Raw genomic sequence first — 25956 nt, forward strand, 5'->3', positions numbered from 1 at the left:
CTCCCCGAGGCCTTGAGCCTCCTGAAGGGCCCAGCAAGACTAGCTGGTTGATAGGCCGGGTGTGGACGCACCAATAGGTGTTGAGCTAACCGGTACTAATTGCCCGTGAGGCTTGACCATATAACCCCAAGCCGTTTGATCACGAGACACACGGCCGGATACGCAACTACAGTGACAACAGTGGCCTGTTGAGACGATCTCACAGCATGATTTACCCCTTTTCGCCTGACGACCATAGCGTGCGTGAACCACCTGATCCCTTGCCGAACTCAGTAGTGAAACCGCTCCGCGCCGATGGTAGTGTGGGGTCTCCCCATGCGAGAGTAGGTCATCGTCAGGCACTTATACCAAAAGCCCCGAGCGCAACGCGCTCGGGGCTTTTTCACATAAATTTTATTATTACACTTCCCTCCGCTACTTGCTGATGTCAGCTTATTTCAGCCTGGCAGCTTCTCGCTGTTTTTCCTGTCGACTTACTTTCTGCACTACTTAAAACTCACCTTCCCAAAAGGAGCATGTAACCTTGGCGTATTGCCATGGGTTACGCAAAGTATGAGCCAAACTAAACCTAGTCATTCAAATCAATCGCAGAGCGCGTCTGGGCCTTTGGGTAACCCTTTGGTTTTGGGGCTGAGTATTGCGTTCATTGTTATTTTTATCGGACTGTCTGCTTATGACCTCGACATGGTTGCAGTCAGTATTGCTGATGGCTTTGCCTGGACTGCGGCAACATTTGGTAGCTACTTTCAGTTGTTATTGCTGTTGACCTTTATTGTTGCTATCGGAGTGGCTGTATCACCGGCGGCCCGCGCTAAAGTGGGTAATTTGGATAAACCGGAGTTAAGCACTTTCAAGTGGGTATCCATGATCCTGTGTACTCTGCTTGCTGGTGGTGGTGTGTTTTTTGCGGCAGGTGAGCCGGTTTATCATTTTGTTGTGACGCCTCCTGCCTTTGACACAGAAGCGGGTACTGCTGAAGCGGTTGCCAGCGCCTTGGCTCAGTCGTTTATGCACTGGGGGTTCTTGGCATGGGCGGTACTTGGCTCGTTGGCTGCTGTGGTACTGGCGCATGCACACTACGTTAAAGGTTATCCATTACAACCACGCACTTTGTTAATTCCGGTGCTGGGCGAGCGTGTGATGATGGGGTGGTTTGGTAGTGTGGTTGATGCGTTATGTATCATTGCTATTGTTGCCGGCACTGTGGGGCCGATCGGCTTTCTAGCAACCCAAGTCAGCTTTGGGTTACATGAGCTATTTGGCTTACCTGACTCCTATGCAACACGGTTGACAGTTTTGATTATGCTGGGGTTAGTGTATGTAACATCGGCCATGACGGGAATTCATCGTGGTATTCAGATCCTTAGCCGATTCAATGTTTTCCTGGCCTTAGCTATAGCTGCTGTCATCTTCTTATTTGGCCCCACGCTGTTTTTGGTTGACGCTTTTACCCAAGGGTTTGGTGAATATCTGTCTTCATTTTTTGCCATGGCGACTATGACCAATCAGACAGCGCCGGATTGGTGGATGCAGTGGTGGACAGTGTTTTTCTTTGCTTGGTTTATTGGTTATGGCCCGCTGATGGCAATTTTTGTTGCACGTATTTCGCGTGGCCGCACTATTCGCCAGATGATTCTTGCGGTTGCTGTAATTGCGCCGGTGGCTACTACCGTGTGGTTCACTTTGATGGGGGGGGCAGGCATCTATTATCAGCTGACGGGTGCGATTGATCTGACCGATGCGCTGAATAATTTCCGCTTTGATGTGGCAACATTAACTGTGGCGCAGGCTTTGCCGGGTGGCACGTTCATGGCGCTTGCTATTCTGCTGCTGACGACTATCTTCGTTGCAACGACTGGCGACTCCATGAGCTATGCGATTTCGGTGGTTGGTAGTGGCCATGATCACCCAAGCGTGCTGGTTCGTGCTTTTTGGGGTATTGCTATGGCGCTTTTGGCGGGTATCCTGCTGCGTATGGGGGCTGGACAGGTTGGTGCGCTGCAGCAATTTATCGTGATTACGGCAACTCCAGTGTCCTTAGTGCTGCTACCGACACTCTGGACCGGCCCTCAGGCGGCTATTGCTATGGCGCGTGAGCAGGGCCTGATGAGTCAGCCTAGCGCGAAAAATCGTGAGACAACGTCAGCCGAATGAGGTAGCAGAGACAGCTGTTATTATCAGAATGACGACGACAGGCCTGCCAGTGCGGCAGGTCTTTTCTGTTAACTATTGATGATCTCGATCTGCAGCCAGCATTTTGGTTGTTAACAAACGCTTCAAATAAGGAAGCCCCATGAGCGTGCCCAACGAGTTGCTGTGCTACTGCCGCCCTGGCTTTGAGCCTGATTTGGCGGCTGAGCTGTTACACAGAGGAAGTCGGCTGGGTGGTAAGGGGAAGGTCCATGCTGAGCAGCACAGTGGTTTTGTACGCTATGTGCTGCCGCAAGGGCAGGCGGCTAACGAGTTACATCGCAGTATGCCGCTAGGGTCACTGGTGTTTGCGCGTCAAAGCCTGGTGGCTTTGCCTCCTTTGGCACTAGATCGCAATGACCGTCTGTCGTCAATGGTGGCACAGGTGGTAGAAAGTGGGTGGAGTTTTGAAGAGCTGTGGCAGGAAACGCCAGACACCAATGACGCTAAAGCGCTATCAGGGCTAATGAAGGCACTTAAGCGTCCGCTAGAGTCAAGTTTGAAAAAGCGTGGCGCCTTGAGGCGAAAAGCAGGAGGGCGGCGACTGCACGTTTGGTGGAGCGCTGGTGATTGCGTTCAGCTAGGTATCAGCTTTCCTGGCAATAGAAGTGACGAACTCGGTGGTATTCGACGGTTGCGCTTTCCTCATGCGGCGCCTAGCCGCTCAACGCTTAAGCTAGAAGAGGCCTGGCATGAGTTTATTCCAGCAGAGCAGTGGCCGGTGCGACTGACTGAGGGTATGCAAGCTGCAGACTTGGGTGCAGCCCCTGGGGGTTGGACTTGGCAGCTGGTTAATCGAGGAATGCAGGTTTATGCCATTGACAATGGCCCGATGAACCCAGCATTGATGGCCAGTGGTATGGTTGAACATCTTCGTGAGGACGGCTTTGTATGGGCTCCGCCGACTCGGCTTGATTGGTTAGTGTGCGATATTGTTGATCAGCCATCACGAGTTATCAATATGATGGCTCGCTGGCTGCTCAAACGCTGGTGTCGTGAGGCCATTTTTAACCTGAAGCTGCCAATGAAGCAGCGCTGGCGTGCAGTACACGAGGGGTTGTCGAAACTTGAATTGATGTTATCTGATGCGGGGGTTGGCGCTGACATCCGTTGCCGACACCTATACCATGACCGAGAAGAAGTTACCGTGCATGTGCGCTTGCTCGATGAGCGTAATGGCGGTGGTCGGCGTAGGGATAGCAATCAGTAGCTATGTTTAAATATTCGTACATGTTCATCTTCTGTGAGCAGCGGGAGCATTTTTTGTAATGCTTGTTGTCGTGTACTGCTGTCACTCCAGTCTTTCCAGGCACGCAGGTCGCGCCACTGGGTGATGACTAGGCGTCGGTGGCTGTTTTCGCTTTCAACTAAGCTTTCTCCCCCAGCAAAACCAGCGACACCTTGCACTAAACGCATAACGTCGCGTGCAGCTTGTTCGTATTCGTCTTCCAGTCCGGGCATGATGCGGCGTTCAATAATAATTTTGATCATGGTATTGCTCTCAGATTTACTCTGTCAGTGTGAATAAGGAAATTGACTAATGTCATCTGATACACCGTTACCCGTGAGTCAAGCCAAGCTAGATACCAGCGGGCTCTATTGTCCTGAGCCTATCATGATGATGCACAACCAGGTTCGTAATATGCAGCCAGGGGAGGTGCTGGAAGTCATTGCTACTGACCCGGCTACTGTGCGTGATGTGCCAAAGTTTTGCGGTTTTCTTGGTCACGAACTTATTCACCATGAGGAAGAAGGCGGTGGCTGTTACCGTTACTTGATACGTCTTGGCTGAGCAACCTGCTCAGCCAAGATGACGACATACGTTTAATTTTTATCTTGGGTCACGGTAATTGCGAGTGCTTCCATGGTCGCGGCGTCTTCATTGCGGATACGGTGTGCGATTTCACGTTGGAAAAGATAGACGACGGCATGTCGGCTGTGTCCGGGGTAGAGGCAAGAATCGCCAAGTAAAACCGGAGTTATGTCAATTTTGTTTTCGTTGGCCAGTAAGGCTTCAATACGTCCATCATTGTATAGATTCCAACCAAAAACCTGTTTCAGTTGTAGTGGGGTTTGATCGTCATCCATGCAGAGTGCATGGGTACCATGGTTTTCAGGAATTTGCTGAATGATCGCAATTTCCTGCATTTCTTCATAGTCAAAGTAGGCGGCTGACTGTTCCAGCTCATGCACTTTATGAGGCGGCGGGTAGTCAAATAGCTCGTCGGTTTCCGGATCTCGGTAACCAACGAATTGCCCGTGTTCTGGATCGTTAAGCTGCTGACAGGGTGTGAGTGTTTCCATCCAGGCCACTAGCCCAACGACATCACCGTCTTCGCGAAGCCCCCAGGCTAGCACAGGTATGCAGTAGTGGGCGTCGGATTCGGCAGGCTGCTGATAAACCATTTCCAGGCCATCCAGCTCTGGCGAGAGGCGAATCAGGCGACGTCTAGCCAATTGACGTTGGCGCATCGTCTCCAGGTCAATGACCTGGGCAGGTCGGTGAGACAGCGAGATAGCCATAATTCCTCCTGCTGTTGCATTGTCACATCAGTCGGCGGCCAGCGCTTGCAGCGCCGGTTGTCAGTGCGCGGCGTCACTATAAAAAGCGTGATACCTGTAGTGATAACTCTCACTTCTGTGGCTTTGTTACCTGTGTTTTCTATATCAATATCACAGACTGACAGACAGAGTAAGCCCTGTGCTTTAACGCGTTAGTTAAAAGGGTGGAAATGCCCTGAGGGCTAAGGCGATTAGGTGGGGCTTGGTTCTGGCTGATCTGCTGCAACACGTTTGCTGAGACGACGCAGGCGCTCTCCTAGCAGTACGGCTGCAACAGTTAGTCCAGCAACGAGTCCAATCCAGTAGCCATGAACTCCCATCGCCGAGATCAGACCTGGTACTCCCTGTGTGCCTAACCAATGCCCGCCGCCTAAACCGACTAGCCAATAAGCCAGCATAGTAATGAGCATGACGACACGGGTGTCCTTGTAGCCGCGCAGGGCTCCGGCCAGGTTTACCTGTAGTCCGTCAGAGACTTGATACAACATAGCTAAACCGACCAATGACATGGTTAATGCTTTGACGGCACTATCGCGTGTGTACAGATCGATGATCGTATCGGCAGATATCCATATCAGTGCGCTATTGAATAATGCTGCCCCAAGAGAAATATAGACGCCATGCCAAGCCACCATCCGGGCCGCTTTCAAGCGGCCCTGACCAAGTGTGTTACCGACGCGCACGGTGACAGCCATGCTTAGTGATAGCGGGAGCATAAACAAGAGTGAGGTGTAATTTAGCGCCACCTGGTGAGCCGCCACGGTAATCTCACCAAGGCTGGCGACCAATAAGGCAATGAGCGTGAATAGCGTCACTTCAACAAAGATGGCGATGCCGATAGGCAGGCCTACATAAAGTAACTCGCTGATGATTTTCCACTGAGGAAGAGTAGGTGAGTGCCATAGCTTTACATTGCCATAAGCTGAGCTGCGACGAGTATAAATCATCATGGCTAAACTCATCGCCCACATGGAAAGCGCTGTGGCCACTCCACAACCAAAGGCACCTAAGGCCGGGATTGCCTGCACAGGTGCTGGCAGCCAGTCACCAAACAGGCTGACAAGCCCAGGGCCTCCGTAAATCAGTAGGTAATTGCTGGGCACATTTACCGCTAGACCAATCAGGCTGATTAGCAGAGCAGGGCGCGTATGGTTCATGCCGTCAGAAAAAGAGCGTAAGGCCAGAAATAGTGCTACGCCGGGCATGCCAGCGCCGATGGCGAGAAGGTAACTGGCAGAGCGCGTAGCTACGGCCTCTGGTACATCCATCCAGTGAAATACCGGCATGACAATCGTCCACAGTAATAGCAAGGCCAGTAACCCCATCGCAATGGCGATCCATAGGGCCTGGTGGACCTGAGGGCGTATTTCCGCTTGTTTACCTGCACCGAGTAAGTGTGCCACCACGGGGGTAAGCCCCATTAGAGTACCGGTAATCAGCAGCATTAGTGGCAACCACAAACTTGAGCCGACTGAGACGGCGGCTAAGTCTGTTGGGCTGAGGCGGCCGGTCATCATAACGTCCGTTACGCTCATGCCTGCCTGGGCAAGCTGAGCACCCCAGATCGGCAGAGACAAACGAATCAGTGCGCGGGTTTCCGTGCGCGAGGTAGTCATAAGGTCGGTGAAGAAGTGGGCCATGTGTTATCGCTCCAAACAAAACAATATGGCCCCGAAGCAAAAGAGGCAGCAGGGGCAGACGAGTCGCGTATTCTAGCAGGGAGGAGCCGTTTTAGTCGTGCCTTCATGCCGGTTATAATCAGCGGCCAATATCCGGCTTGGAGAGCTGCGTGTTTCATAATCTTGGCGATATAACGGCTCTTTTTGATGGCCTCTTTTATCCCACGTATCGCACACGTTTAGTGCGTGGTGGTGATGAGCCGCTATATTTGCCGGCGGGTGGTGACGTGGCGTGGCATCGGGTGATTTTTGCTCATGGTTATTACGCCAGTGCGTTGCATGAGATTAGCCATTGGTGCATTGCTGGTGAGCGGCGGCGCCAGTTGGAGGATTATGGCTACTGGTACTTACCGGATGGCCGAAATGTTGAGCAGCAACAGGCTTTTGAGGCAGCGGAAATCGCCCCTCAAGCGCTGGAGTCGTTGTTTGCCGCTGCCTGTGGGCGTCATTTTACTGTCAGTGTGGATAACCTGAGTGATATCGAAGTGGATCGTAATGCTTTTGCGGCGAAGGTGGCTAAGCGCGCTGAAGCATTCGAGCTTCAGGGTTTGCCGCAGCGTGCCGAGGCATTTCGCACGGCACTGGCGGCGTTTTATCGACAACGCCAAAGTTTACAGGCAGCTATTGCTCTCGGGCGCTCGTCTCTTGACGTTAAGGCAGCAACGACGTATTGAGCGTGTTTAAACGCTAAGGCTTTCGGTTTATTCAAGGCGCATGCGCTGATGTAGCGCTAGCATGACCTGAATTTCATCTTCTGGGCGCATTGGCTCAAGACCGAGCTCGGTGAACAGTTCTCGCCTTGCTCGGGACCACTCACCTGCGGGCAGCTCAGGGTATAGGCTGTCAGCGCAAGCCAGTTCTATGAATGGGTCCATGCCATAGGTATCAAACAGGCGTGAGAGCGCCGCTTCGTCATCTGCAATACCGGCGGTGTAAAGTGTGGCATTGAAGTGGTCCTGCTCCAGTTCTTGAAGCACATCCAAAGGGCTGACGCCCATGGTGGAGAGCTCCTCCATGCTGTAGCTGCCCAGTGATACCATTTCATCATCGAGCCAATCGCTATCAGGCTGAATCAGAGTGTGTTTGACGCTGCCATCATTCAGCGTCCAAGCAATTGATAGCGGCAAGCCGTCGTGGTCAGCGGTTTCTACGGTGATAAATCCGGGTAAGTCATCCATGGTTAATGTCCTCTACGTTATTCATGAGATGTGGCGCTTCTAGGCCGAAAAAAGTCAGTGCTGTGGCAGTGGTGGCGCGTGCCAGTTCGCTTTCGCTAATGCCTTGCCAGTGGGCGATTTCACGCACAATCCATGGCAGCAGTGCTGGCTCATGGCGCCTGCCTTTGAGTTTTTCCGGTAAATTGCGTGGCAACAAGTAAGGACAATCCGTTTCAACCATCAGGCGCGTTAGCGGGATATCTGCAACCAGCTCACGCAAGTGGTGCCCACGGCGCTCATCGCAGATCCAGCCGGTCAGGCCAATGTGTAGATCCAAATCAAGGTAGCGATATAGCGTGTCGCGTTGGCCGGTAAAGCAGTGCACCACTGCTTGGGAGATGTCGTCACGCCAGGCCTTGAGTATTTCTACCATGCGCTGCCCGGCATCACGCTCGTGAATAAACAGCGGCAAGCGGCTGCTGGCAGCTAGCTCTAATTGTGCTTCAAAGGCTCGCTCTTGCTCAGCTGGTGTAGAGAAGTTGCGGTTGAAGTCCAGCCCGCATTCACCGACCGCCACCACTTTGTTTTTCTGGTGTAGCTCAGCCATGGCGGAGGAAAGCTCTGCGGACCAGTGGCTTGCATCGTGTGGGTGTATGCCTGCCGTCGCGTAAAGGCCGGGGTGTTTCTCCGCCAATGCCAATGCCTGACGCGCATGCTGAAGATCCGTTCCGGTAACGATTAGCGTGTTAACACCTGCCATTCTGGCACGGGCTAGCGTCGCCTCAAGGTTTTTGTTAAAGCTTTCATGGGTGAGATTGGCGCCGATATCCACCAGCGGCGCAGGCGAGCAAAATTGCAGCGCTTCCGGCAAGGTATTATCGACGTCTGGGGAAGAGTCGGCCACAGCCATAGGCTCCTTGTGCTGGAATGAGTTTAAGCGGGCGCGAATTGTACCCATAGTCATTGCCATCAAGCCACGTTGAGAGACATGGTTTACACTATAGCGCTTGTTAATAAGAGAGGTGGATGTGTGGCTCTGTTACGTCTTGAACAGCTGCAGCTCGCGTATGGCCCTAAGGTGCTGCTGGATGGCGCCGATCTGGTGCTGGAACGCGGAGAGCGATTAGCCCTAGTGGGTCGCAATGGAACAGGAAAGTCGACGCTGCTCAAACTAGTGTCGGGCGAGATCTTGCCAGACGGAGGTAATGTTTGGCGTGCGCCAGGGCTGAAAATTGGCGTATTGGCCCAAGATTTACCTGACGCATCAGGCGAAACTATTTTTGATGTAGTCGCCCAGGGGTTACCTGAAGCCGGAGAGTTGCTTAGCGAGTACCATCATTTAGTGCAGTCTGACGATCCTGACATGAACCGTATGGCATCTTTGCAGGGGCGTTTGGAAGCCATTGATGGCTGGTCGTTTCATCGGCGGATCGATGTCGTGTTAACACGCCTGGGTCTGCCTGAAGATGCGGCCATGGCGGACCTTTCTGGCGGTTGGCGTCGTCGAGTGGCGTTGGCTCGTGCGTTGGTTGCCGAGCCGGACCTGCTGTTGCTTGATGAGCCAACTAACCACTTAGACCTAGACACCATTGCCTGGTTGGAAGAGCAGCTTATGGCGTTTGCGGGCTCAGTGCTCTTCATTACCCACGACCGTACCTTTTTGTCGAACCTGGCCACATCAATTCTTGAACTCGATCGCGGTCAGCTTGGTCGCTACCCTGGTAACTACGCGGAATATCAGGCGCGTAAGAGCCACGAGTTGGAGGTAGAGGCGAGAGAAAACGCTGAGTTTGACAAGAAGCTGGCTCAGGAAGAAGCCTGGATTCGCCAAGGCATCAAGGCGCGTCGTACCCGTAATGAAGGACGGGTACGGGCACTTGAGCAGCTGCGTCGTGAACGCGGCGAGCGCCGTGAGCGCATCGGACGTGCCAACCTGGCTATGGACAGTGGCGAGCGTAGCGGTAAGCGCGTTGTGGCGCTCAAGAATGTGACCCAGCGTTTTGGGGCTGATGCAGTCATTGATGGCCTGAGCATGGAGGTTCAACGCGGCGACAGGATTGGTTTGATTGGTCGCAATGGTGCCGGAAAAACCACACTACTCAAAATACTCTTGGGCGAGCTGGAACCTGATGAAGGTCAGGTACTGGTCGGTACCAAGCTGCAGGTGGCCTATTTCGATCAGTTGCGAGCAGGGCTGGAACCCGAGAAAAGTGTGTATGACAACGTCGCTCAAGGTAGCGACCGAGTCACTGTGGGGGGGCGAGACCGTCATGTCATTAGCCACCTGCAAGACTTTCTGTTTACGCCTGACCGAGTTCGTCAGCCGGTCAAAGCGCTTTCGGGTGGTGAGTCTAACCGTTTGTTGCTGGCCAAACTGTTTACCCAACCAGCCAATGTGCTAGTGCTTGATGAGCCGACCAATGATCTTGATGTTGAAACCCTAGAGCTGCTGGAAGAGTTGCTGCTCAGTTTTGATGGCACGTTGCTACTGGTCTCTCATGACCGCTCTTTCATGGATAACGTGGTGACCAGTGTGCTGGCCTTTGAAGGGCAGGGGACAGTGCGCGAGTATGTCGGCGGGTACAGTGACTGGGTGCGACAAGGCGGAACGTTACCACCAGCACCCTGGGAAGGCGCAGCACGCCAAGGGGTTGAGCCGGTTGCTGAAAAAGCGTCGCCTAAGGTCAGTGGCGGTGCCGTTGGAACATCGGTTGATGCATCAACGGTCGCTGCGCCAAAGAGAGTCAAGTTGTCGTATAAGCTACAGCGTGAGCTGGACGGGCTGCCTGCGGAAATTGAGCGGCTGGAAAATGCCGTGGCGGATATTGAAGCCAACATCAGTGAGCCGAGCTTTTATCAGCAGGAAAGCGATAACGTGACCGCGATGTTGCAGTCACTGAGCGATAGGCAGGCTGAGCTAGAGGTCGCTATGGAACGCTGGATGGAGCTGGAAGCTCAAGCTTCTGGTGAGTGACGTGAGTCCGTAAGGGCCGTTAGAGCTACTACGTGACACAAAAAAGCCGGAGCACAGCAGTGCTCCGGCGTGTTAATGCTTTTTTGTGTTACTCGTCGCTGTCCATGCCGACACGCACTGCCAATACATCGCACTTGGCGCCGTGCAGCACGCCAGTAGAAGTTGAACCTAGTAACAAGGCGAAGCCGTGACGTCCGTGGGAGCCGACGACAATCAAGTCAACGTCGTTTTCATCGGCGAAACGATGAATTTCGGTATCTGGCATGCCCACAACCACATGCTGATCTTCCGGAGAAACATGAGCGTTGGCGATATCGGCTAAGCGTTTTTTGGCGTGGTCATCCAGTTGGTCCTGAATGCTGGTTAGGTCCATGGGGATATCACCGCCATAGGCAAAGCCCAGCGGCTCTAAGGTATGCATGATGGACAGTTTGGCGTGATTTCGGTCAGCAATTTGTAAAGCGCGCTCTAAAATGGAGTGAGAGTCTTTGGTTAGGTCGACCGCGACCAGGACGTGGCGATATTCATTGCTCATGGCTGTCTCCAGGTGATTTTTGAAAAGGGTGTGTATCGATGGTTTTTCGTTCATTCAGCCTGTGTATTCAATCGTATATTGCCAAGCTCATTTGGTGAGTTCATATACCCACTTTAGGACGCATAATGATTCAAGACAATGATCTGTATCTATTATACCTCAGGATATTGCGATTCATGACAACCGGTATCAGGGTAGACTGCTCAAGGATAGCACCATGACTTGGCTGGTGATTGCTGGGATCATGGCAATGCTCGTGGCTCCATTGATGTGGCTTAAACCCAGCCCACGGCAAAAGCGGCTGGTGGCCTTGCGTGCTGAGGCTCGCAGGCTCGGCATCGAAGTAAAGCTGGAGACTTCGCCCGCTCATCAGGCCAAGGAATTGGTAGCCGCATATCGCTGGCTATATCCAGTGCAGCGCCCAGGGCCAGACTTCATGCTGGTTAGCCCTTATCTGGCCAGTCCTGCGCTGAAAACATTTTCTGATGGCTGGTGCTGGCGCACAGAGCCATTGCGGCCGCTGCCAGACACAGCCCAGCGGCTGTTAAACAGCTTGCCGGAGCATTTGGGTGATAGTGTGCTGGCGATTGGCTCTAGTCGTTCAGTGCTGACACTATGGTGGGAAGAAACCCTAAGCGCGCCGGAGCTGTCCGCGTTTGTCGAACCACTGACTGAGCTGCGCGATGCGCTGGAAAACTGCCCAGACGAGCGTTGAGGCCGGGGCAGGTTTGAGGTGTTGGCTCGGTGCACTGCTATGTTTAGTTCGGCGTTAGATTTGCGTTTTCTGTAGTGGGTTTTTCAATATCTTGCTCTGTGTCTCGGATAGCCAATCCTTTGTTCTCAATACGTGTCAGTAAGCCAGTGAACAGCTCAATTTCGTCAAGGCTAAGGTCAGACAGAATGTCAGCCATGACATTATTAATTTCAGTTTCTATACGCTGTAGTAGCGGCATGGCTGCTGGGGTGAGGAAGATATGCTTGGTGCGCCGATCTGTTTCGCCGGGACGCCGCTCAATCAGGCCTTGTGCAGCTAGCTGGTCGAGGGTGCGCACCAGCGAAGGTGCTTCAACGCCAAGGGCTCGGGCTAGGTCGCGCTGAGATTGGTTATCGCCCAGTTGCCATAGGTGGTAAAGCGCAAGCCAGCGTGTTTGGGTTAGCCCTTCCGGCGCTAAGCGGCGATCGATGATGGCACGCCAGATGCGAGGAACACGAGCCAGTTGTAAGGCGACATTGTTGTTTTGCATAAATCAGTTACTGCCTAAGGTTGATTAGGTTGACGTCAGCCATGAGTAAGTGTCTAAAGATATGACGTTTAATGCAAATTATCTTTTTATACGCTGTGCCCTTTGTACGGGACACGATGTTTTTATACCTGATGGGTGGGTATTCAGCTGAGGGGGGCTGCATCGTTGCTGCTTGGCGCATACAATTGGCCCTCTTTTCATGTTTCATGCGCCTTTATTCACATGTATTAAGGTGCCTATCTACGGAATGTAATTTTGATCTCCACTGCCAACATTACTATGCAGTTCGGGGCTAGGCCCCTTTTCGAGAACGTCTCGGTTAAATTTAACAATGGCAACCGCTACGGCCTGATTGGTGCCAATGGCAGCGGCAAGTCGACTTTCATGAAGATTCTGGCTGGTGATCTGGAGCCGTCTTCAGGGCAGGTAATGATTGATGCAGGTGCCCGGCTGGGTAAGTTGGGTCAGGATCAGTTTGCCTTTGAAAACTCACGGGTTATCGATACCGTGATTATGGGTAATCAAGAGCTTTGGCAGGTTGCGGTAGAGCGCGAACGTATTTACTCACTGCCGGAGATGAGCGAAGCAGATGGCATGGCCGTCGCAGACTTGGAAGTTCGCTTTGCCGAGCTGGATGGTTATACCGCAGACTCCCGAGCGGGAGAGTTGCTGCTGGGATTGGGTATTCCTGAGTTGCAACACACAGGGCTAATGAGTGACGTGTCACCGGGCTGGAAGTTGCGCGTATTGCTAGCCCAGGCATTATTTGCCGACCCCGATGTGCTACTGCTCGACGAGCCTACCAACCATCTGGATATTCATACTATCCGTTGGCTGGAAGACATTCTTAAAGCGCGTCAGAGTACCATGGTGATCATCTCTCACGATCGTCACTTTCTTAACAGTGTTTGTACTCATATGGCAGACTTGGATTACGGCGAAATAACGCTATTTCCTGGTAATTACGATGAATACATGACGGCTGCGACAGCAGCGCGAGAGCGTCAGCATGCCGATAATGCCAAGAAAAAAGCACAGATTGCTGAGCTTCAGGCGTTTGTCAGCCGCTTTTCGGCAAATGCTTCAAAGGCGAAGCAGGCTACGTCGCGGGCCCGCCAAATTGATAAGATCAAGCTCGAAGATATTAAGCCCTCCAGCCGGATCAGTCCGTTTATTCGCTTTGAGCAGAATAAAAAGATTCATCGCAATGCGGTTAATGTTGAGGCCATTTCGAAGGGGTTTGAAGAGGGCGCGCCTCTTTTTAAGAACTTCTCAATGACGGTGGAGGCCGGTGAGCGTATCGCTATCATCGGCCCCAACGGCATCGGCAAAACAACACTACTCAAAACCTTAGCACGTGAGTTGCATCCTGATGCCGGTGACGTGCGTTGGACTGACAGTGCCGAGATTGGAGTGTTTGCCCAAGATCACAGCAACGATTTTGCTAATGATGCCACCTTGTTTGAATGGATGGGGCAGTGGACCACGGGCGGTGAGCAAGAGGTCCGTGGTGCATTAGGGCGCATGTTGTTTTCCAGCGATGATATCGGCAAGTCGGTGAAAGTCATTTCGGGTGGCGAACAAGGCCGTATGCTGTTTGGCAAGCTGGCACTAACCAAACCCAATGTGTTGCTGATGGATGAGCCGACGAATCACTTGGACATGGAGTCTATCGAGGCGCTCAACTTGGCATTAGAGAACTACCCTGGAACGCTGATTTTTGTCAGCCACGATCGTGAGTTCGTTTCATCACTAGCGACTCGCATTCTTGATATGCATGAGAACGGCATTACCGATTTCAGTGGCACTTATGATGAGTACCTGCGTAGCCAAGGATTATTCGGCTGATTTTTGCTCAGTAGTTTCTCCGTTTTCAGGCTTGTGATGAGGCTGCTCTTCGCCGCTGGGTTCAGGAGCGGCTTCATCCTGAGGGTGGTCTGAGGTATTTTCTGGGTCGGGTGTATTACTGGGGCGGGCAACAAGATGCCTAACCACCAGACCTGGAATTCCCAGCGGCGTACTACTCTGGCCGTTAGCCAAGGTAGCTATGCTGTTGTCGTCGCTGACGTTAAAGCGAACTGTGCCAATGCGTTGGCCACCGTTGGTCATGATGTCAATACGCCAGGCGCCCTCTGACTTGGCGGGAAAGTTGAGCTTGTGGGTCCAGGCTCGATAGCCTTCCTCACGCCCTCCATGAATTTCCAGTGGAATACGTTCAATCAACTTTCCGTTGTGTCGCCACTCATGTACGACCTCTTCCCTGAGACCGCGCGGTGCATGAATGGCGGTGTAGGCAAAAAGGCCATTGGTATTGAGTACCTTAGGAGACAGGCGTATTTCACCACGCGGCGTTCGCGTCGAAGTATCAAAGGCCGGCGACAGTGCACTGGCGGATAGCCACAAACTGGCCGGTGGTACCCATCCTCGTCCCAACCAAGCCAGTACGGCCAATAGCGGTAGCGCAGCAAGCATCGATAGCCATTTTTGACGCGACACCAAGCTACGCAGCTGCATCAGACTCGGCAGGCTGACAATTATCATGGCAGCCAGTGCCAGCAGCATGCTTTGTTGGGTGTTCAGGTGCAGCAATGTTGGTAGTGTGACCAGTGCTACCAGAAACACACACTGGGCATGAAAGAAAAAATACAACCAACGATGCGAAGCCAGACGGTAGTAGAGTGGGTCAATGATGGAGAGTAGTGCCAGCACTATCATGGCTGAAGTGAACAATGCCTGGCCACTGCTCCAAACGGTGGTCGCAAGCAAAAAAGGTAAGCAGAAGAACAGCGTTTCCTGGTGGATTAACTGGGCGATAAAAGAGGTGGTTCCTGTTGGCAAAGAGGGGTAGCCACGGCGCTTTAGCCATTGAATGATGACTCCTTCACCTAACAGCAAACCCCAGGCCAGCAACATGCCCAATGCCAGGGCGACTCCTAACCACTGCTGACGCTCAACCAGAAAGAAGCTGGCCATACCGCTGGCAAAAGCTGCCGGTGGCCATAGCCAGCCCCAGCGACGCCAGTAAACAGACAGCCTGGCCAGGCGCTTTTGCCAGGTTTTCAGCCAGGGAGCCTGGGCTGTAGCTTGAGGGTCAGAAAACGGGGGTGTAGAAGCCATGAAGATCTCGTGGTTTATTGGTGTCTGAGACTGAAATGTGCCAAAAGCTTGACGCCATCGTGAGAGTAAACCAAGCTGTAGTAAATCAAACGGTCGTATGAATTCTTGCACGGAGATTCGTGGATGATCTATCAAGGCAATGCCATCTCGGTGTCACTTAGTGACAACGATATCGCTACTCTGACCTTTGACGCGAAGGACTCAGCCGTTAATGTGCTGTCCAGCGCTGTCGTTAAGGAGCTAGGGGAGGCGGTTGAGGCAATCGAAAAAAACGCGTCGATTAAGGGTCTGGTGCTGGCCAGTGCTAAAGAAGCCTTTATCGTTGGTGCGGATATTACTGAATTTCACCGCATGTTTGAGGAAGGCAGCGAGGCGCTGACTGCCATGCTTGAGCGTGTTCACAGCATTTTCAATGCGCTGGAAGACTTGCCGTTCCCTACGGTTAGCGCGGTCAATGGTCTTGCCTTAGGGGGAGGGTGCGAAGTCACGCTTACCACTGATTATCGTGTACTTAGCGAGCGCGCAAAAATTGGCCTGCCTGAAACCAAGCTGGGTATCTTGCCTGGCTGGGGCGGCTGTGTGCGCCTGCCTCGCCTGATCGGTGCAGATAACGCCATTGAGTGGATTGCGGGTGGTACAGAAAATCGCGCTGATGCCTGCCTGAAAGTGGGTGTGGCTGATGTCGTCGTACCCGAGGAGCAGTTGCTTGAGGCTGCGTTAGACCTGATTAAGCGGGCAGGTGCTGGCGAGTTGGACTATCAGGCACGCCGGGTAGAGAAGTGTTCACCGCTCAAGCTTAACGCTATCGAACAGATGATGGCCTTTGAAACCGCTAAAGGTTTTGTTGCTGGTAAAGCTGGGCCGCACTATCCAGCGCCGGTAGAGTCAATCAAGGTTATTCAGAAAGGTGCGGGTGAAGAGCGCGCTCGGGCTCAGGCTATCGAAGCCAAGGCTTTTGGCAAGCTGGCGATGACTGACGTCAGCTTTAATCTGGTTGGCCTGTTCATGAATGATCAGGTGGTCAAGAAGAAAGCCAGCAAGTATGAAAAGCAGGCACAGTCAGTGAACCAAGCGGCGGTCCTGGGTGCGGGCATTATGGGCGGTGGTATTGCCTATCAAAGTGCCTCTAAGGGCACGCCTATCCTGATGAAAGATATCAAGGAAGAAGCCATTGAGCTTGGCTTGAGTGAAGCACGTAAGCTTTTCACCAAGCAGGTTGAGCGTAAGAAGATTAACGCTGACCAAATGGGCAAGCAGCTTGGCAATATTCGTCCAGCACTGTCTTACGGCGACTTTGGGCATGTCGATCTGGTGGTTGAAGCCGTTGTCGAGAACCCGAAGGTTAAGGGTGCGGTGTTGGCTGAAGTTGAGGCGAGTGTGAGTGATGAGACGATCCTGACATCTAACACGTCGACCATTTCGATCTCTCGCCTTGCAGAAAATCTCAAGCGCCCCGAGAATTTCTGCGGTATGCACTTTTTCAACCCTGTGCACCGTATGCCATTGGTTGAGGTCATTCGTGGTGAAAAGACCGGTGATGCTGCTATTGCCGCTACCGTGGCCTACGCGCGCAAAATGGGCAAAACGCCTATTGTTGTTAATGACTGTCCAGGCTTTTTGGTTAACCGTGTGCTGTTCCCATATTTTGGTGGTTTCAGCCAGTTGCTTGAAGATGGCGCAGACGTTAAGCGCGTCGACAAAATCATGGAAAAATTCGGTTGGCCTATGGGGCCGGCGTACTTGCTTGATGTGGTAGGCATGGACACTGCCGTGCATGCCGGTGCCGTGATGGCCGAAGGATTCCCTGATCGTATGAGCGGCATGAGCGACGCCAGCAATAAAACGGCTATTCAGGTGATGTTTGAGAATGATCGCCTGGGCCAGAAGAATACCAAGGGGTTCTATGCCTACGAGCAAGACCGGAAGGGCAAGCCGAAGAAAGTTGACGACGCGGTAGCGAATGAGCTGGTTGCGTCGGTGGTACGTGGTCAGCAGGAACTGACCGATGAAGACATCATCGCGCGCATGATGGTGCCGCTGTGTCTGGAAACGGTACGCTGCCTGGAAGACAACATCGTTGGCACACCGGCAGAGGCGGATATGGCGTTAATTTACGGTATTGGTTTCCCTCCGTTCCGTGGTGGCGCACTGCGTTACATCGACGCGATGGGTGTGGCGAAGTTCGTTGAACTGGCCGATGGGCTGGCCAAGGATCTAGGTCCGCTGTATGAGCCGACGGATCGCCTGCGCGAGATGGCGAGTAACGGTAACAGCTTCTATCAGGGCGCTGACCAAGCCTGATCCACCACCTCAGTTGGCAGAATTAAGTGGGAGACTAGAATCAATGAGCTTGAATCCGAGAGATATCGTGGTGGTCGACGGTGTTCGTACTGCCATGGCAAAAGCCAGAAACGGTGCTTTCCGTAACGTGCGTGCTGAGCATTTATCTGCAGCGGTTATGCAATCATTGCTTGAGCGTAACCCAGGGCTGGACCCAGCTGAGATCAATGATGTGATCTGGGGCTGTGTGAATCAGACCCTAGAGCAGGCCATGAATATCGCCCGTAATGCAGCGATTATGACAGGCATTCCGCGTAGCGTTCCCGCCCAGACGGTTAATAGGCTGTGTGGCTCTTCGATGAGCGCACTACACATCGCTGGAGCTAATATTCGTGCCGGTATGGGGGATTTCTACCTGATCGGTGGTGTTGAGCACATGGAACACGTGCCGATGACCCACGGCATTGATATTAACCCTGAGGCCAGTAAATACGCGGCCAAAGCGGCGATGATGATGGGGCTGACTGCCGAACTGCTGGGCAAAATGCATGGCATCACTCGCGAAGAGCAAGATGCGTTCGGTGTGCGTTCGCATCAGCGCGCGCTGGCTGCTCAGCAAAATGGTGGCTTTGATCGTGAAATTATCGGCATTGAAGGGCATGATGCTCGAGGTTTCAAGATTCGCGTTGATCAGGACGAGGTGATTCGTGCTGACGCCAGCTTAGAGTCTATGGCGGGCCTTAAGCCAGCTTTTGATCCGCGTAGCGGTACAGTAACGGCTGGTACGTCTTCGGCGTTGTCAGTTGGTGCCAGCGGCATGGCGGTGATGAGTGCCGAGCGTGCTCAAGCGCTGGGACTTGAGCCTATCGCACGCGTGCTTTCGACCGGTGTGGCGGGCTGCGATGCCTCGATCATGGGTTATGGTCCGGTGCCCGCGAGTAAGCAAGCGCTTAAGGCGGCTGGCTTGAGTATCGACGATATTGAAACCGTTGAGCTTAATGAAGCCTTTGCTGCTCAGGCGCTGCCAGTGCTGAAAGACCTGGGGCTGCGTGATCGTATGGATACCGCGGTCAACCTGCACGGTGGTGCCATCGCGCTGGGTCACCCGCTGGGTTGCTCTGGTTCGCGTATCTGCACCACCTTGCTGAACGTGATGCGTGAGCAGGACACGACATTGGGCCTAGCCACCATGTGTATCGGCATGGGGCAGGGTGTGGCCACGGTGTTTGAACGCCTGAAGTAAGCATAGGTCAGACAGCTATTGAGTTGAAACACACAAACGGCACCTTACGGGGTGTCGTTTTTTTAATCATGTGGATTAGGCTTATCAAATAATTCCGGCTTCAAGGCTTGCGGCCATGGTCTGTGCCAGCTCTTCCACTTGATCACAAAACGCGTCTTGCCATTCACCGTGTAGCGTTAGCGGCTCTTGCGCCCAGCTCCAGGCAAGCCCGCTGACAATGCTCTCGACTGCGCGACGCGTGCCGGTACCGTCAAGCCCTGCGCGGATATACAGCGCACAGGGCAGGCCTTGCTTTTCTTCCAGTACAGCGTAGTAACTGCGGTCGAAAAAATCTTTCAGCGCACCGCTCATATAACCCAGGTTCTCGGTGGTACCCATCAGTACCGCATCACAGTTGAGTAGGTCTTTCGGCCCAGCATCCAACGGGGCCTTGATCAGTACATCGACACCGTCAATGTCAGGGTGGCGCGCGCCGCGCTCAGCGGCTTGGCGAAGCTTCAGAGTATTGGAGGATGGAGCATGAGCGATGATTAATAGGCGCTTCACTAGTGATTTCTCCTGCTTGCTGCTCGGCAAGTCATTATTTGCAGGCCAGTAGTTCGCTGGGTGTGCTGTTGATAAGCATTCATGTCCTGTCGTGTGTGCTTCAGCATAGCGGCTGGGGTAAGCCGCAGGCCAGCACCGGGGTCGACCCCAAACTGGTATAATGAGGTCTATGCAATTGATACAGGCAGCTTGTCATGTCTGGCCAAACACAGTGGGAGGTCGCTGATGACAGATAACAGCCAGCTCAAGCACAACGCTCGGCTCAAGGTGTACTACGACGCCGCCTGCCCGCTGTGCCGACGTGAGCGTCAACGCTACGAATCGTGGCAGAAGGCGTCTGAAGGCGTTGAGTGGCTTGATGTGAATACTCACGATGAGCACCTGATTGCGCGTGGTGTTGTGCCTCGTGAAGCACTGCTGTCATTGCACGTGGAAGATGCTGCCGGTCAATTCCATGACGGTATTGATGCTTATGTGTTGCTGATGCGCCGGGTGCCACGTCTGAAGCCGCTGGCTTGGATCATTGGCCTGCCGCTGATCAAGCCTGTTCTGGCATGGGTCTATGAGCGCATGGTGCGTCGTCGGCTAGCAAGAGAAGGGCGGTTGTAACACCTATGCCGTCAGTATAAGTCTAACAAAAAAGTCACTACTACAGATCAAGGGGCAGGTTGAGCATGGCGAGACGCATCTTATTGTCTTTTTTTAAGCGTATTGCAAAAAAGAGGGGGTTGCCTGGGCGTTTTACCGCTATTGTCTTTGCATTCTATATGTCTTCGATTATGGCATTTCTGATGACGCTGGTGATTACCGCTGCCACTCGTGGTATTGGCTCAGGTTTTTTTATGACGTCAATAAAAGCATATTCGCTGTCTATGCCAGTGGCCTTCGTCTGTGTACTGATCGTGCGGCCATTAGTCATGCGTCTGGTCAGATGGACAATTGCTGACGGCGAACTCTAATTTCCATCGATACAGGGACTTCCATTGCATAGGGATATAGTGAACCACCGTGGCGGCTTTTCGGGTTTTGATGATGACCTAGCGCTTGATGATGCGTCGTCATTTGATGGCTCTTCAGAACGTGATAGTTATGCAGAGTTTGATATCTATTCAGACTTGGATGCTTTTTCAGATCTTGACCTTCATGGTGATTCAGATCACGCCCCTGAAGAGCCCGAGCTGTTTTTGGACGTACCTTACGTACCCACTGATGAAAAAGTGGTGGCAGAGATTCTGGCGTTGGCGGGTGTCGGGCCAAAAGATGTGTTGTACGACCTAGGTTCAGGCGATGGTCGAATTGTGGTGGCGGCGGCCAATCAGCGTAATGCTCGAGCCGTTGGTATTGACCTTGATCCGGTGAGAGTTGCCGATGCCATGGAGTATGCTGGCCATACCGGTGTTGAGTATTTGGTCGATTTTATCGAAGGCAATATTTTCGCAGAAGATATCAGCGCCGCCAGTGTGGTGACGTTATACCTGCTGGATTCTGTCAATCTGGAGTTACGCGCTCAGTTACTGAATACGCTTCGCCCAGGCACACGTATTGTTTCTCATGCTTTTGACATGAGTGACTGGAAAGCTGATGAGCGACGCGCTTTCGCCGGCGCAACTCTATACAAATGGGTCGTGCCAGCAAATGTTGAGGGCTTCTGGGAATGGCAACGGCCTGATGGAAAGTCATACCGCATTGAGTTGAAGCAGGTGTATCAACATGTCACTGGGAAGGTGTGGCTGGATGGAAAAAAAGCTCACCTAGAGAGTGCCAGCCTCAGTGGCACTCGTCTTGGTCTTATGCTTAAAGAAAATGAAACGGCCCCGTTTGACTGCTTTACGCTGACTTTTTCAGACGCTTCGGCAGAAAGTCGAAGAGACGGCGGGGCGGCTCGCAGCGAATTGCTTTCTGTTGCCCTTGTGTGATTCGTAGGTTGGCAGGTTGTTAGCTGCCATGTTGTGATCGTTGTTTAATGTGGGCGCTGTGCCATGATTACCGCGCGTCGCGGGGCAGGGTAGCCTTCGCGTGTTTTGGTTGGGTCGTCAGGGTCGAGAAAGTCGGCCAGCGATTGAAACGTCATCCACTCGGTTGCGCGTTGCTCTTCCTGAGTTGTGACCGCTTCATCAACCACACGTACATTGCTGAAACCGCAACGTTCAAGCCATTGGCACAGGGCCGCGGACGACGGCAGAAAATAGACGTTAGGCATGGCGGCGTAGCGCTCGCCGGGCAGCAGCACGGTGCGTTCGTCACCATCTACAACAAGCGTTTCCAACACCAATTCTCCACCGGGGCGCAGGGTGGCCTTGAGTTGGTTTAGGTGCTCAAGTGGTGAAGGGCGATGATACAGCACGCCCATGGAAAACACCGTGTCGAAGTAGTTGAGATCATCTGGCACGTCTTCAATGCCTATCGGCAAGAACTGCACTGCGCCGCCATCGGCATCACCGATAAAGTGGCGCACCGCCTGATACTGCCAGTAGAAGCGCGGCGACGGGTCGATAACCAGCACAAAGCTCGCACCGGCACCAGCCATACGCCAACCGTGATAGCCATTGCCGCCGCCCACATCCAGCACGCGGCGGCCTTTCAGTGGTGAAAGATGAGGTGCTAGGCGTTGCCACTTCCAGTCAGAACGCCATTCTGTGTCGATGAATACATTGCCCAGTAAGTAAGGGCCTTTGCGCCATGGTGACAAGGCGCGCAACAGGTTGTGGCACTGGCGCTGACGGGAGTTATCCAGCACCAGCTCCACGCTTACGGTGCCTTGATCCAGTGTGACCACGCGCTGTTCAGGAAGCGGTGGCAGCTTGGCGACAGCTTTTTCCCAAGAGGGTAGGTCGCCATGGCGTTCGCGATTCAGTCCGTGAGCCAACTGCTCGGGTAGCCGAGCCAGCCAGCGTTCTAGGCCGAGATCGAGCATTGCCTGATACAGCGGGCGCTGGTGCGCTGGCAGACTCATGCAGGCTCCTTGAAGGCGATCATCGATGCGAAGTTGAGATACTGAAACCAAGTTAACGAGCGTGGAAATCCGACCCGAGCCAGACGTTGATGATGGGTGTCCAGGCTGTCGGGAACCATCACGTTTTCCAGTGCGGTGCGTTTCTGACAGATTTCCAGGTCGCTGTAACCGTTGGCGCGCTTGAAGTCGTGATAGCGCTCTACCAACCACGCATTGTCTTGTTCATCAGCGTCAACGATCTTTTCTGACAGGACTAATACGCCGCCTGTAGAGAGCGCGTTAAATGCTTGCTTAAGCACCTGGTCGCGTTCGTCTGGGTCGAGAAATTGTAGGGTGAAATTAATAACAATCATATCCGCCGCAGGAAAGACCAGTTGACGCAGATCGCCCTGTTCGACACGCATATTGTGATCGGGGTATTCCTCGCTTAGCGTGTGACGAGCACGTTCAACCATGGCGGGCGAGAGGTCGATTCCTACGTAGCAAAACGCATCGACAGGCAGCTGGCTGGCCAGTGCTAAGCCACTGGCACCTAATGAGCAGCCTAAGTCCAGGACTAGACCTCCGTGGCGCAAGTGGCGGCGGGCTAAAGGCCCCAGCATGGCTAGAATCTGTCCGTAACCGGGCACTGAACGGCGGATCATGTCTGGGAAGCAAGCGACGACGCGTTCGTCAAACGAAAAGCGCGCCACCTTATCCAAGGGTGTCGAAAAGATAGCGTCGCGGTAAGATGCATCACTCATGGGCTAGCTCGGCGGGTTGAGCAGAAAGGCCGGCATTATACGCCCCGTGGGATTTTGCTGCACGGCTCACTCGTTAGTAGATGATGAGGTAGAGTTCGTGAGTTATGCCATGACCGAATTGCCACTCGAATTTTCAGGAGACACCATGACGCAAGCCGCCGCTGATCAGGTAGGTAACCAGGCCGTTAACCATCGGCCTGCCTGGCGTGATCTGACGGCGCATGCCACGCGTATGGGAAAGTGCCATCTGCGCGAATTGTTTGCCGAAGATGAGCAACGTTTTACACGGTTTTCCCGCCAGGCCTGCGGATTGACGTTGGATCTTTCCAAGCAGCGTTGGAATGATGAAACTCTGGACTTACTGTTGGCATTGGCTGAGGAGGCTGGCGTTGAAAGCGCCATTCAGGGGCTACTGGGTGGTGAGGTTGTTAATTGCAGTGAGCAGCGCCCAGCGCTGCATACGGCGTTACGCTTGCCTCGTCAGGCAAGTCTGGTGGTCGAGGGTAAAGAGCTGGTGCCATCGGTGCATAAAACCCTTGAGCGCATGGATGATATGGTGGCTCGCTTTCATTCTGGGCAGTGGCGCGGGGCAACAGGCAAGCCGATCAAGGATGTGGTCAATCTTGGTGTCGGAGGCTCGGACTTAGGACCTCTGATGACTACCCGCGCGCTGTCGGATTTTCACCCGAAGGACGTGCGCCGAATCAAGGTTCACTTTGCATCAACAATGGATGGCTCGCAGCTGGCGGATTATCTCGTACAGCTCGATCCTGAAACTACGCTCTTTGTGTTGTCGTCAAAATCGTTTACCACCATTGATACACTGTCTAACGCACGCACTGCGCTTGAGTGGCTGGTGTCTCGGCTTAAGCGTCGCTCCGCCGAGGTGGATGAGCATAATGATGCGCGAGCGGAGGAGTCATTGATTCTGCGCCAGCATTTTATTGGCGTTTCGTCTCGGCCCGACAGGATGAGCGAGTGGGGGATTGCCACAGCGCACCAGCTGGAGTTCTGGGAGTGGGTTGGCGGGCGCTACTCGTTATGGGGGGCCATTGGCCTGCCCGTGGCGCTGGTTGTCGGCATGGAAAACTTCCGCGCTATGTTGGCCGGAGCTCATGCCATGGACCGTCACTTTAGCGAAACGCCGCTTAAGGATAATCTGCCGGTCTTATTGGCGTTGGCGGGTATTTGGAACGTTAATTTTTTGGATATTCGCGCTCACTCCATTCTGCCTTATGACGGCCGGTTGGAATATTTTGCCGCGTATCTGGAACAGCTGGAAATGGAGTCTAACGGCAAGTCAGTGACCCATGGTGGCGAGCGGGTAGGCTACTCTACCTGCCCGGTTCTTTGGGGGCAGTTAGGGCCTAATGCACAGCACGCGTTTTATCAGCTATTGCACCAAGGCACTCAGCCAGTGGTGTGTGATTTCATCGCTCCGCGGGTACGTTACGATGACGTGGCTGACCCAGGTACTCGTCGGCACCTGATGGCCCAGCACCGCCTGACACTTGCCAACTGTTTTGCTCAGTCGCGGGCGCTGATGCTGGGGGATGCCGCCCTGGGTGAAGCGAATGGTAAGTCGCAGTGGCATGGCGAGCAGCAGGCAGCCGGAGATGCCGCTGAGCAACCTCTGCCGCCTCAGCACAAACAGTACGCGGGTAACCAGCCATCTAGCACCATTCTTCTGGATCGATTGACCCCGTTCAGTTTAGGGGCGCTGATTGCGCTTTATGAGCATAAGGTATTTGTTCAGGCCACCATTTGGGACATCAACCCCTTTGACCAATGGGGCGTGGAGCTAGGTAAGGTGTTGGCTGGTGAAACTCAGCGTATGCTGGAAAAGCATCAGTCACTGCAGGGCACTGATGGGTCAACGCAGGGCCTGATCAAAGCCGTATGGGCTGGTGAAGCTGAGCGTGATGCATGAGGCTGAAGAGCGAAGGCAATGGTTAAGGTTCTGTTCATTTGTACAGTATTTATGTAAAGTGCTTAGCTTAGGGTAATGACGATGCCGAATGTTTCTGCCTCTTCAGCTGCTTCTAGCTGCTTAGCCAGTGGTGTGCTGTATTTACATGGCTTTAATAGTGGCAGTGCTTCATGGAAAGCCGCATTGGTGCGAGAGGCCTGTGCCGTGCTTGGTTTGCCGTGTGAAGTCCCCGATTTGCCCCCTGACCCCGAGCAGGCCATTGCGGTGGCTGAGTCATATCGGCAGCGGCTTGGCCCTTGCCCTTTAGTGGTGGGTAGCTCGATGGGTGGTTTTATTGCCACGCTGCTTGCTGAGCGTCATGGGTTGCGAGCAGTGTTAATCAATCCAGCCGTTGCACCAGCACGGCTAGTGGCTAAATGGTTGGGCGAGGTGTTTACCAATCCTTACAGTGGCGAGCAGTTTAGCGTGACAGCCAGTCAGGGTGAGTATCTTGCAAAAGTGACACCAGGGCAGGTTGATCCCGCACGCTATCGCTTGCTGCTATGCACCGCTGATGAGCGGCTAGACAGCCAAGACGCTTTTCGCCTATACCGTGGCGCGAGTACTATTCTGCACCCGGGCGGAGATCATAACTTTTCGATGCTGCACCGATATTTACCGGCAGTGCTGGCCTGGGGAGGGCACCATCTGGCCGCTGATGCCGTAGCGCCTCCGCCACCTCAGCCTTCTTGTTAGACTCAAGGCCCTCATCTTTGTCGTGACAATGTACGCCATGACAATGTTCACCATGACGATATTCGCTA

At 53.4% G+C, this 25956-nt stretch carries 25 protein-coding genes and 2 rRNA genes; 16 read left to right on the plus strand and 11 right to left on the minus strand.

The window, feature by feature from the left end:
• From H616_RS0105195 to rlmM, 4 genes are all read left to right on the plus strand, one after another.
• Nucleotides 1-120: ribosomal RNA gene (locus H616_RS0105195) — 23S ribosomal RNA — on the plus strand; the annotation flags it as partial.
• 104 nt (nucleotides 121-224) lie between these two features.
• Nucleotides 225-340 (plus strand): 5S ribosomal RNA (rrf, locus tag H616_RS0105200).
• 212 nt (nucleotides 341-552) lie between these two features.
• On the plus strand, nucleotides 553-2154 hold the full coding sequence (locus H616_RS14245) for a BCCT family transporter (RefSeq protein ID WP_051234010.1): 1602 nt from the start codon (nucleotides 553-555) through the stop codon (nucleotides 2152-2154).
• 139 nt (nucleotides 2155-2293) lie between these two features.
• Nucleotides 2294-3400: a 23S rRNA (cytidine(2498)-2'-O)-methyltransferase RlmM gene (gene rlmM, locus H616_RS0105210; RefSeq protein ID WP_027966409.1), complete on the plus strand. Its 1107-nt coding sequence runs from the start codon at nucleotides 2294-2296 to the stop codon at nucleotides 3398-3400.
• On the opposite strand, the gene H616_RS0105215 is transcribed toward rlmM, so the two are convergent.
• Complete coding sequence (locus H616_RS0105215) at nucleotides 3394-3681, minus strand: antibiotic biosynthesis monooxygenase family protein (protein ID WP_027966410.1); 288 nt, start codon at nucleotides 3679-3681, stop codon at nucleotides 3394-3396. The two genes, rlmM and H616_RS0105215, sit on opposite strands and share 7 nt — an antisense overlap.
• Before the next feature lie 49 nt (nucleotides 3682-3730).
• On the opposite strand from H616_RS0105215, the gene tusA reads away from it, so the two are divergent.
• The gene (gene tusA, locus H616_RS0105220; protein ID WP_027966411.1) at nucleotides 3731-3982 is read left to right on the plus strand and encodes a sulfurtransferase TusA; all 252 of its coding nucleotides are present in this window, start codon (nucleotides 3731-3733) and stop codon (nucleotides 3980-3982) included.
• 32 nt (nucleotides 3983-4014) lie between these two features.
• On the opposite strand, the gene H616_RS0105225 is transcribed toward tusA, so the two are convergent.
• Nucleotides 4015-4713, minus strand: a complete 699-nt coding sequence (locus H616_RS0105225) for a hypothetical protein (protein ID WP_027966412.1) — start codon at nucleotides 4711-4713, stop codon at nucleotides 4015-4017.
• A gap of 230 nt (nucleotides 4714-4943) precedes the next feature.
• Nucleotides 4944-6392, minus strand: coding sequence for an MATE family efflux transporter (locus H616_RS0105230; protein ID WP_027966413.1), 1449 nt, complete (start codon nucleotides 6390-6392; stop codon nucleotides 4944-4946).
• A 149-nt stretch (nucleotides 6393-6541) separates the two neighbouring features.
• Between H616_RS0105230 and H616_RS0105235 the strand changes: the two genes are divergently transcribed.
• Nucleotides 6542-7105: an elongation factor P hydroxylase gene (locus H616_RS0105235; RefSeq protein WP_027966414.1), complete on the plus strand. Its 564-nt coding sequence runs from the start codon at nucleotides 6542-6544 to the stop codon at nucleotides 7103-7105.
• Nucleotides 7106-7132: 27 nt separating this feature from the next.
• Here the strand turns inward: H616_RS0105235 and H616_RS0105240 are convergent, their stop codons facing one another.
• On the minus strand, nucleotides 7133-7609 hold the full coding sequence (locus tag H616_RS0105240) for a hypothetical protein (RefSeq protein ID WP_027966415.1): 477 nt from the start codon (nucleotides 7607-7609) through the stop codon (nucleotides 7133-7135).
• Nucleotides 7602-8498, minus strand: coding sequence for a TatD family hydrolase (locus H616_RS14250; protein WP_051234013.1), 897 nt, complete (start codon nucleotides 8496-8498; stop codon nucleotides 7602-7604). The genes H616_RS0105240 and H616_RS14250 overlap by 8 nt, the downstream gene beginning before the upstream one ends.
• 120 nt (nucleotides 8499-8618) lie before the next feature.
• Between H616_RS14250 and H616_RS0105250 the strand changes: the two genes are divergently transcribed.
• Nucleotides 8619-10562, plus strand: a complete 1944-nt coding sequence (locus tag H616_RS0105250) for an ATP-binding cassette domain-containing protein (protein WP_027966416.1) — start codon at nucleotides 8619-8621, stop codon at nucleotides 10560-10562.
• Between the two features lie 88 nt (nucleotides 10563-10650).
• Here H616_RS0105250 and H616_RS0105255 read toward each other — a convergent pair whose 3' ends face one another.
• On the minus strand, nucleotides 10651-11097 hold the full coding sequence (locus H616_RS0105255; protein WP_027966417.1) for a universal stress protein: 447 nt from the start codon (nucleotides 11095-11097) through the stop codon (nucleotides 10651-10653).
• A 217-nt stretch (nucleotides 11098-11314) separates the two neighbouring features.
• On the opposite strand from H616_RS0105255, the gene H616_RS14255 reads away from it, so the two are divergent.
• Nucleotides 11315-11812 (plus strand): hypothetical protein, encoded by a 498-nt coding sequence (locus tag H616_RS14255; protein WP_051234015.1) that lies wholly within the window; start codon nucleotides 11315-11317, stop codon nucleotides 11810-11812.
• Nucleotides 11813-11855: 43 nt separating this feature from the next.
• Here H616_RS14255 and slyA read toward each other — a convergent pair whose 3' ends face one another.
• Nucleotides 11856-12341, minus strand: a complete 486-nt coding sequence (slyA, locus tag H616_RS0105265; protein ID WP_027966418.1) for a transcriptional regulator SlyA — start codon at nucleotides 12339-12341, stop codon at nucleotides 11856-11858.
• A gap of 255 nt (nucleotides 12342-12596) precedes the next feature.
• Here slyA and H616_RS0105275 point away from each other — a divergent pair, with 255 nt between their 5' ends.
• Nucleotides 12597-14189 carry an ABC-F family ATPase gene (locus H616_RS0105275; RefSeq protein ID WP_027966419.1) on the plus strand — a complete coding sequence of 531 codons (1593 nt, stop codon included), beginning with the start codon at nucleotides 12597-12599 and terminating at the stop codon, nucleotides 14187-14189.
• Here H616_RS0105275 and H616_RS14260 read toward each other — a convergent pair.
• A complete protein-coding gene (locus H616_RS14260) occupies nucleotides 14178-15458 on the minus strand; it encodes a DUF5924 family protein (RefSeq protein ID WP_084155730.1) in 1281 nt (426 codons plus the stop codon). The two genes, H616_RS0105275 and H616_RS14260, sit on opposite strands and share 12 nt — an antisense overlap.
• Nucleotides 15459-15581: 123 nt before the next feature.
• Here H616_RS14260 and fadB point away from each other — a divergent pair, with 123 nt between their 5' ends.
• A complete protein-coding gene (gene fadB / locus H616_RS0105285; RefSeq protein WP_027966420.1) occupies nucleotides 15582-17759 on the plus strand; it encodes a fatty acid oxidation complex subunit alpha FadB in 2178 nt (725 codons plus the stop codon).
• A gap of 43 nt (nucleotides 17760-17802) precedes the next feature.
• Nucleotides 17803-18981 carry an acetyl-CoA C-acyltransferase FadA gene (gene fadA, locus H616_RS0105290; RefSeq protein WP_027966421.1) on the plus strand — a complete coding sequence of 393 codons (1179 nt, stop codon included), beginning with the start codon at nucleotides 17803-17805 and terminating at the stop codon, nucleotides 18979-18981.
• An 84-nt stretch (nucleotides 18982-19065) separates the two neighbouring features.
• Here the strand turns inward: fadA and H616_RS0105295 are convergent, their stop codons facing one another.
• Nucleotides 19066-19527, minus strand: a complete 462-nt coding sequence (locus H616_RS0105295) for a flavodoxin family protein (protein WP_027966422.1) — start codon at nucleotides 19525-19527, stop codon at nucleotides 19066-19068.
• A gap of 225 nt (nucleotides 19528-19752) precedes the next feature.
• On the opposite strand from H616_RS0105295, the gene H616_RS0105300 reads away from it, so the two are divergent.
• The 3 genes from H616_RS0105300 to H616_RS14265 all read left to right on the plus strand — a co-directional run bounded on the left by H616_RS0105300 (nucleotide 19753) and on the right by H616_RS14265 (nucleotide 21443).
• Nucleotides 19753-20136 carry a thiol-disulfide oxidoreductase DCC family protein gene (locus H616_RS0105300; protein WP_035572656.1) on the plus strand — a complete coding sequence of 128 codons (384 nt, stop codon included), beginning with the start codon at nucleotides 19753-19755 and terminating at the stop codon, nucleotides 20134-20136.
• Between the two features lie 65 nt (nucleotides 20137-20201).
• A complete protein-coding gene (locus H616_RS0105305; protein ID WP_051234017.1) occupies nucleotides 20202-20486 on the plus strand; it encodes a DUF2798 domain-containing protein in 285 nt (94 codons plus the stop codon).
• Between the two features lie 24 nt (nucleotides 20487-20510).
• The gene (locus H616_RS14265) at nucleotides 20511-21443 is read left to right on the plus strand and encodes a class I SAM-dependent methyltransferase (RefSeq protein ID WP_205619066.1); all 933 of its coding nucleotides are present in this window, start codon (nucleotides 20511-20513) and stop codon (nucleotides 21441-21443) included.
• Nucleotides 21444-21487: 44 nt separating this feature from the next.
• Here H616_RS14265 and cmoB read toward each other — a convergent pair whose 3' ends face one another.
• Complete coding sequence (gene cmoB, locus H616_RS0105315) at nucleotides 21488-22480, minus strand: tRNA 5-methoxyuridine(34)/uridine 5-oxyacetic acid(34) synthase CmoB (RefSeq protein ID WP_027966425.1); 993 nt, start codon at nucleotides 22478-22480, stop codon at nucleotides 21488-21490.
• Complete coding sequence (cmoA, locus tag H616_RS0105320; RefSeq protein ID WP_027966426.1) at nucleotides 22477-23223, minus strand: carboxy-S-adenosyl-L-methionine synthase CmoA; 747 nt, start codon at nucleotides 23221-23223, stop codon at nucleotides 22477-22479. Before cmoA ends, cmoB begins: the two co-directional genes overlap by 4 nt.
• 145 nt (nucleotides 23224-23368) lie before the next feature.
• Here cmoA and pgi point away from each other — a divergent pair, with 145 nt between their 5' ends.
• Together pgi and H616_RS14270 are read left to right on the plus strand one after the other, a co-directional pair.
• Nucleotides 23369-25153, plus strand: coding sequence for a glucose-6-phosphate isomerase (gene pgi / locus H616_RS0105325; RefSeq protein WP_027966427.1), 1785 nt, complete (start codon nucleotides 23369-23371; stop codon nucleotides 25151-25153).
• 81 nt (nucleotides 25154-25234) lie between these two features.
• Nucleotides 25235-25888 (plus strand): YqiA/YcfP family alpha/beta fold hydrolase, encoded by a 654-nt coding sequence (locus H616_RS14270; RefSeq protein WP_051234018.1) that lies wholly within the window; start codon nucleotides 25235-25237, stop codon nucleotides 25886-25888.
• The last annotated feature ends 68 nt before the right edge of the window (nucleotides 25889-25956 follow it).

This window comes from Halomonas halocynthiae DSM 14573 (genome assembly GCF_000425725.1).
Classification (GTDB): Bacteria; Pseudomonadota; Gammaproteobacteria; order Pseudomonadales; family Halomonadaceae; genus Halomonas; species Halomonas halocynthiae.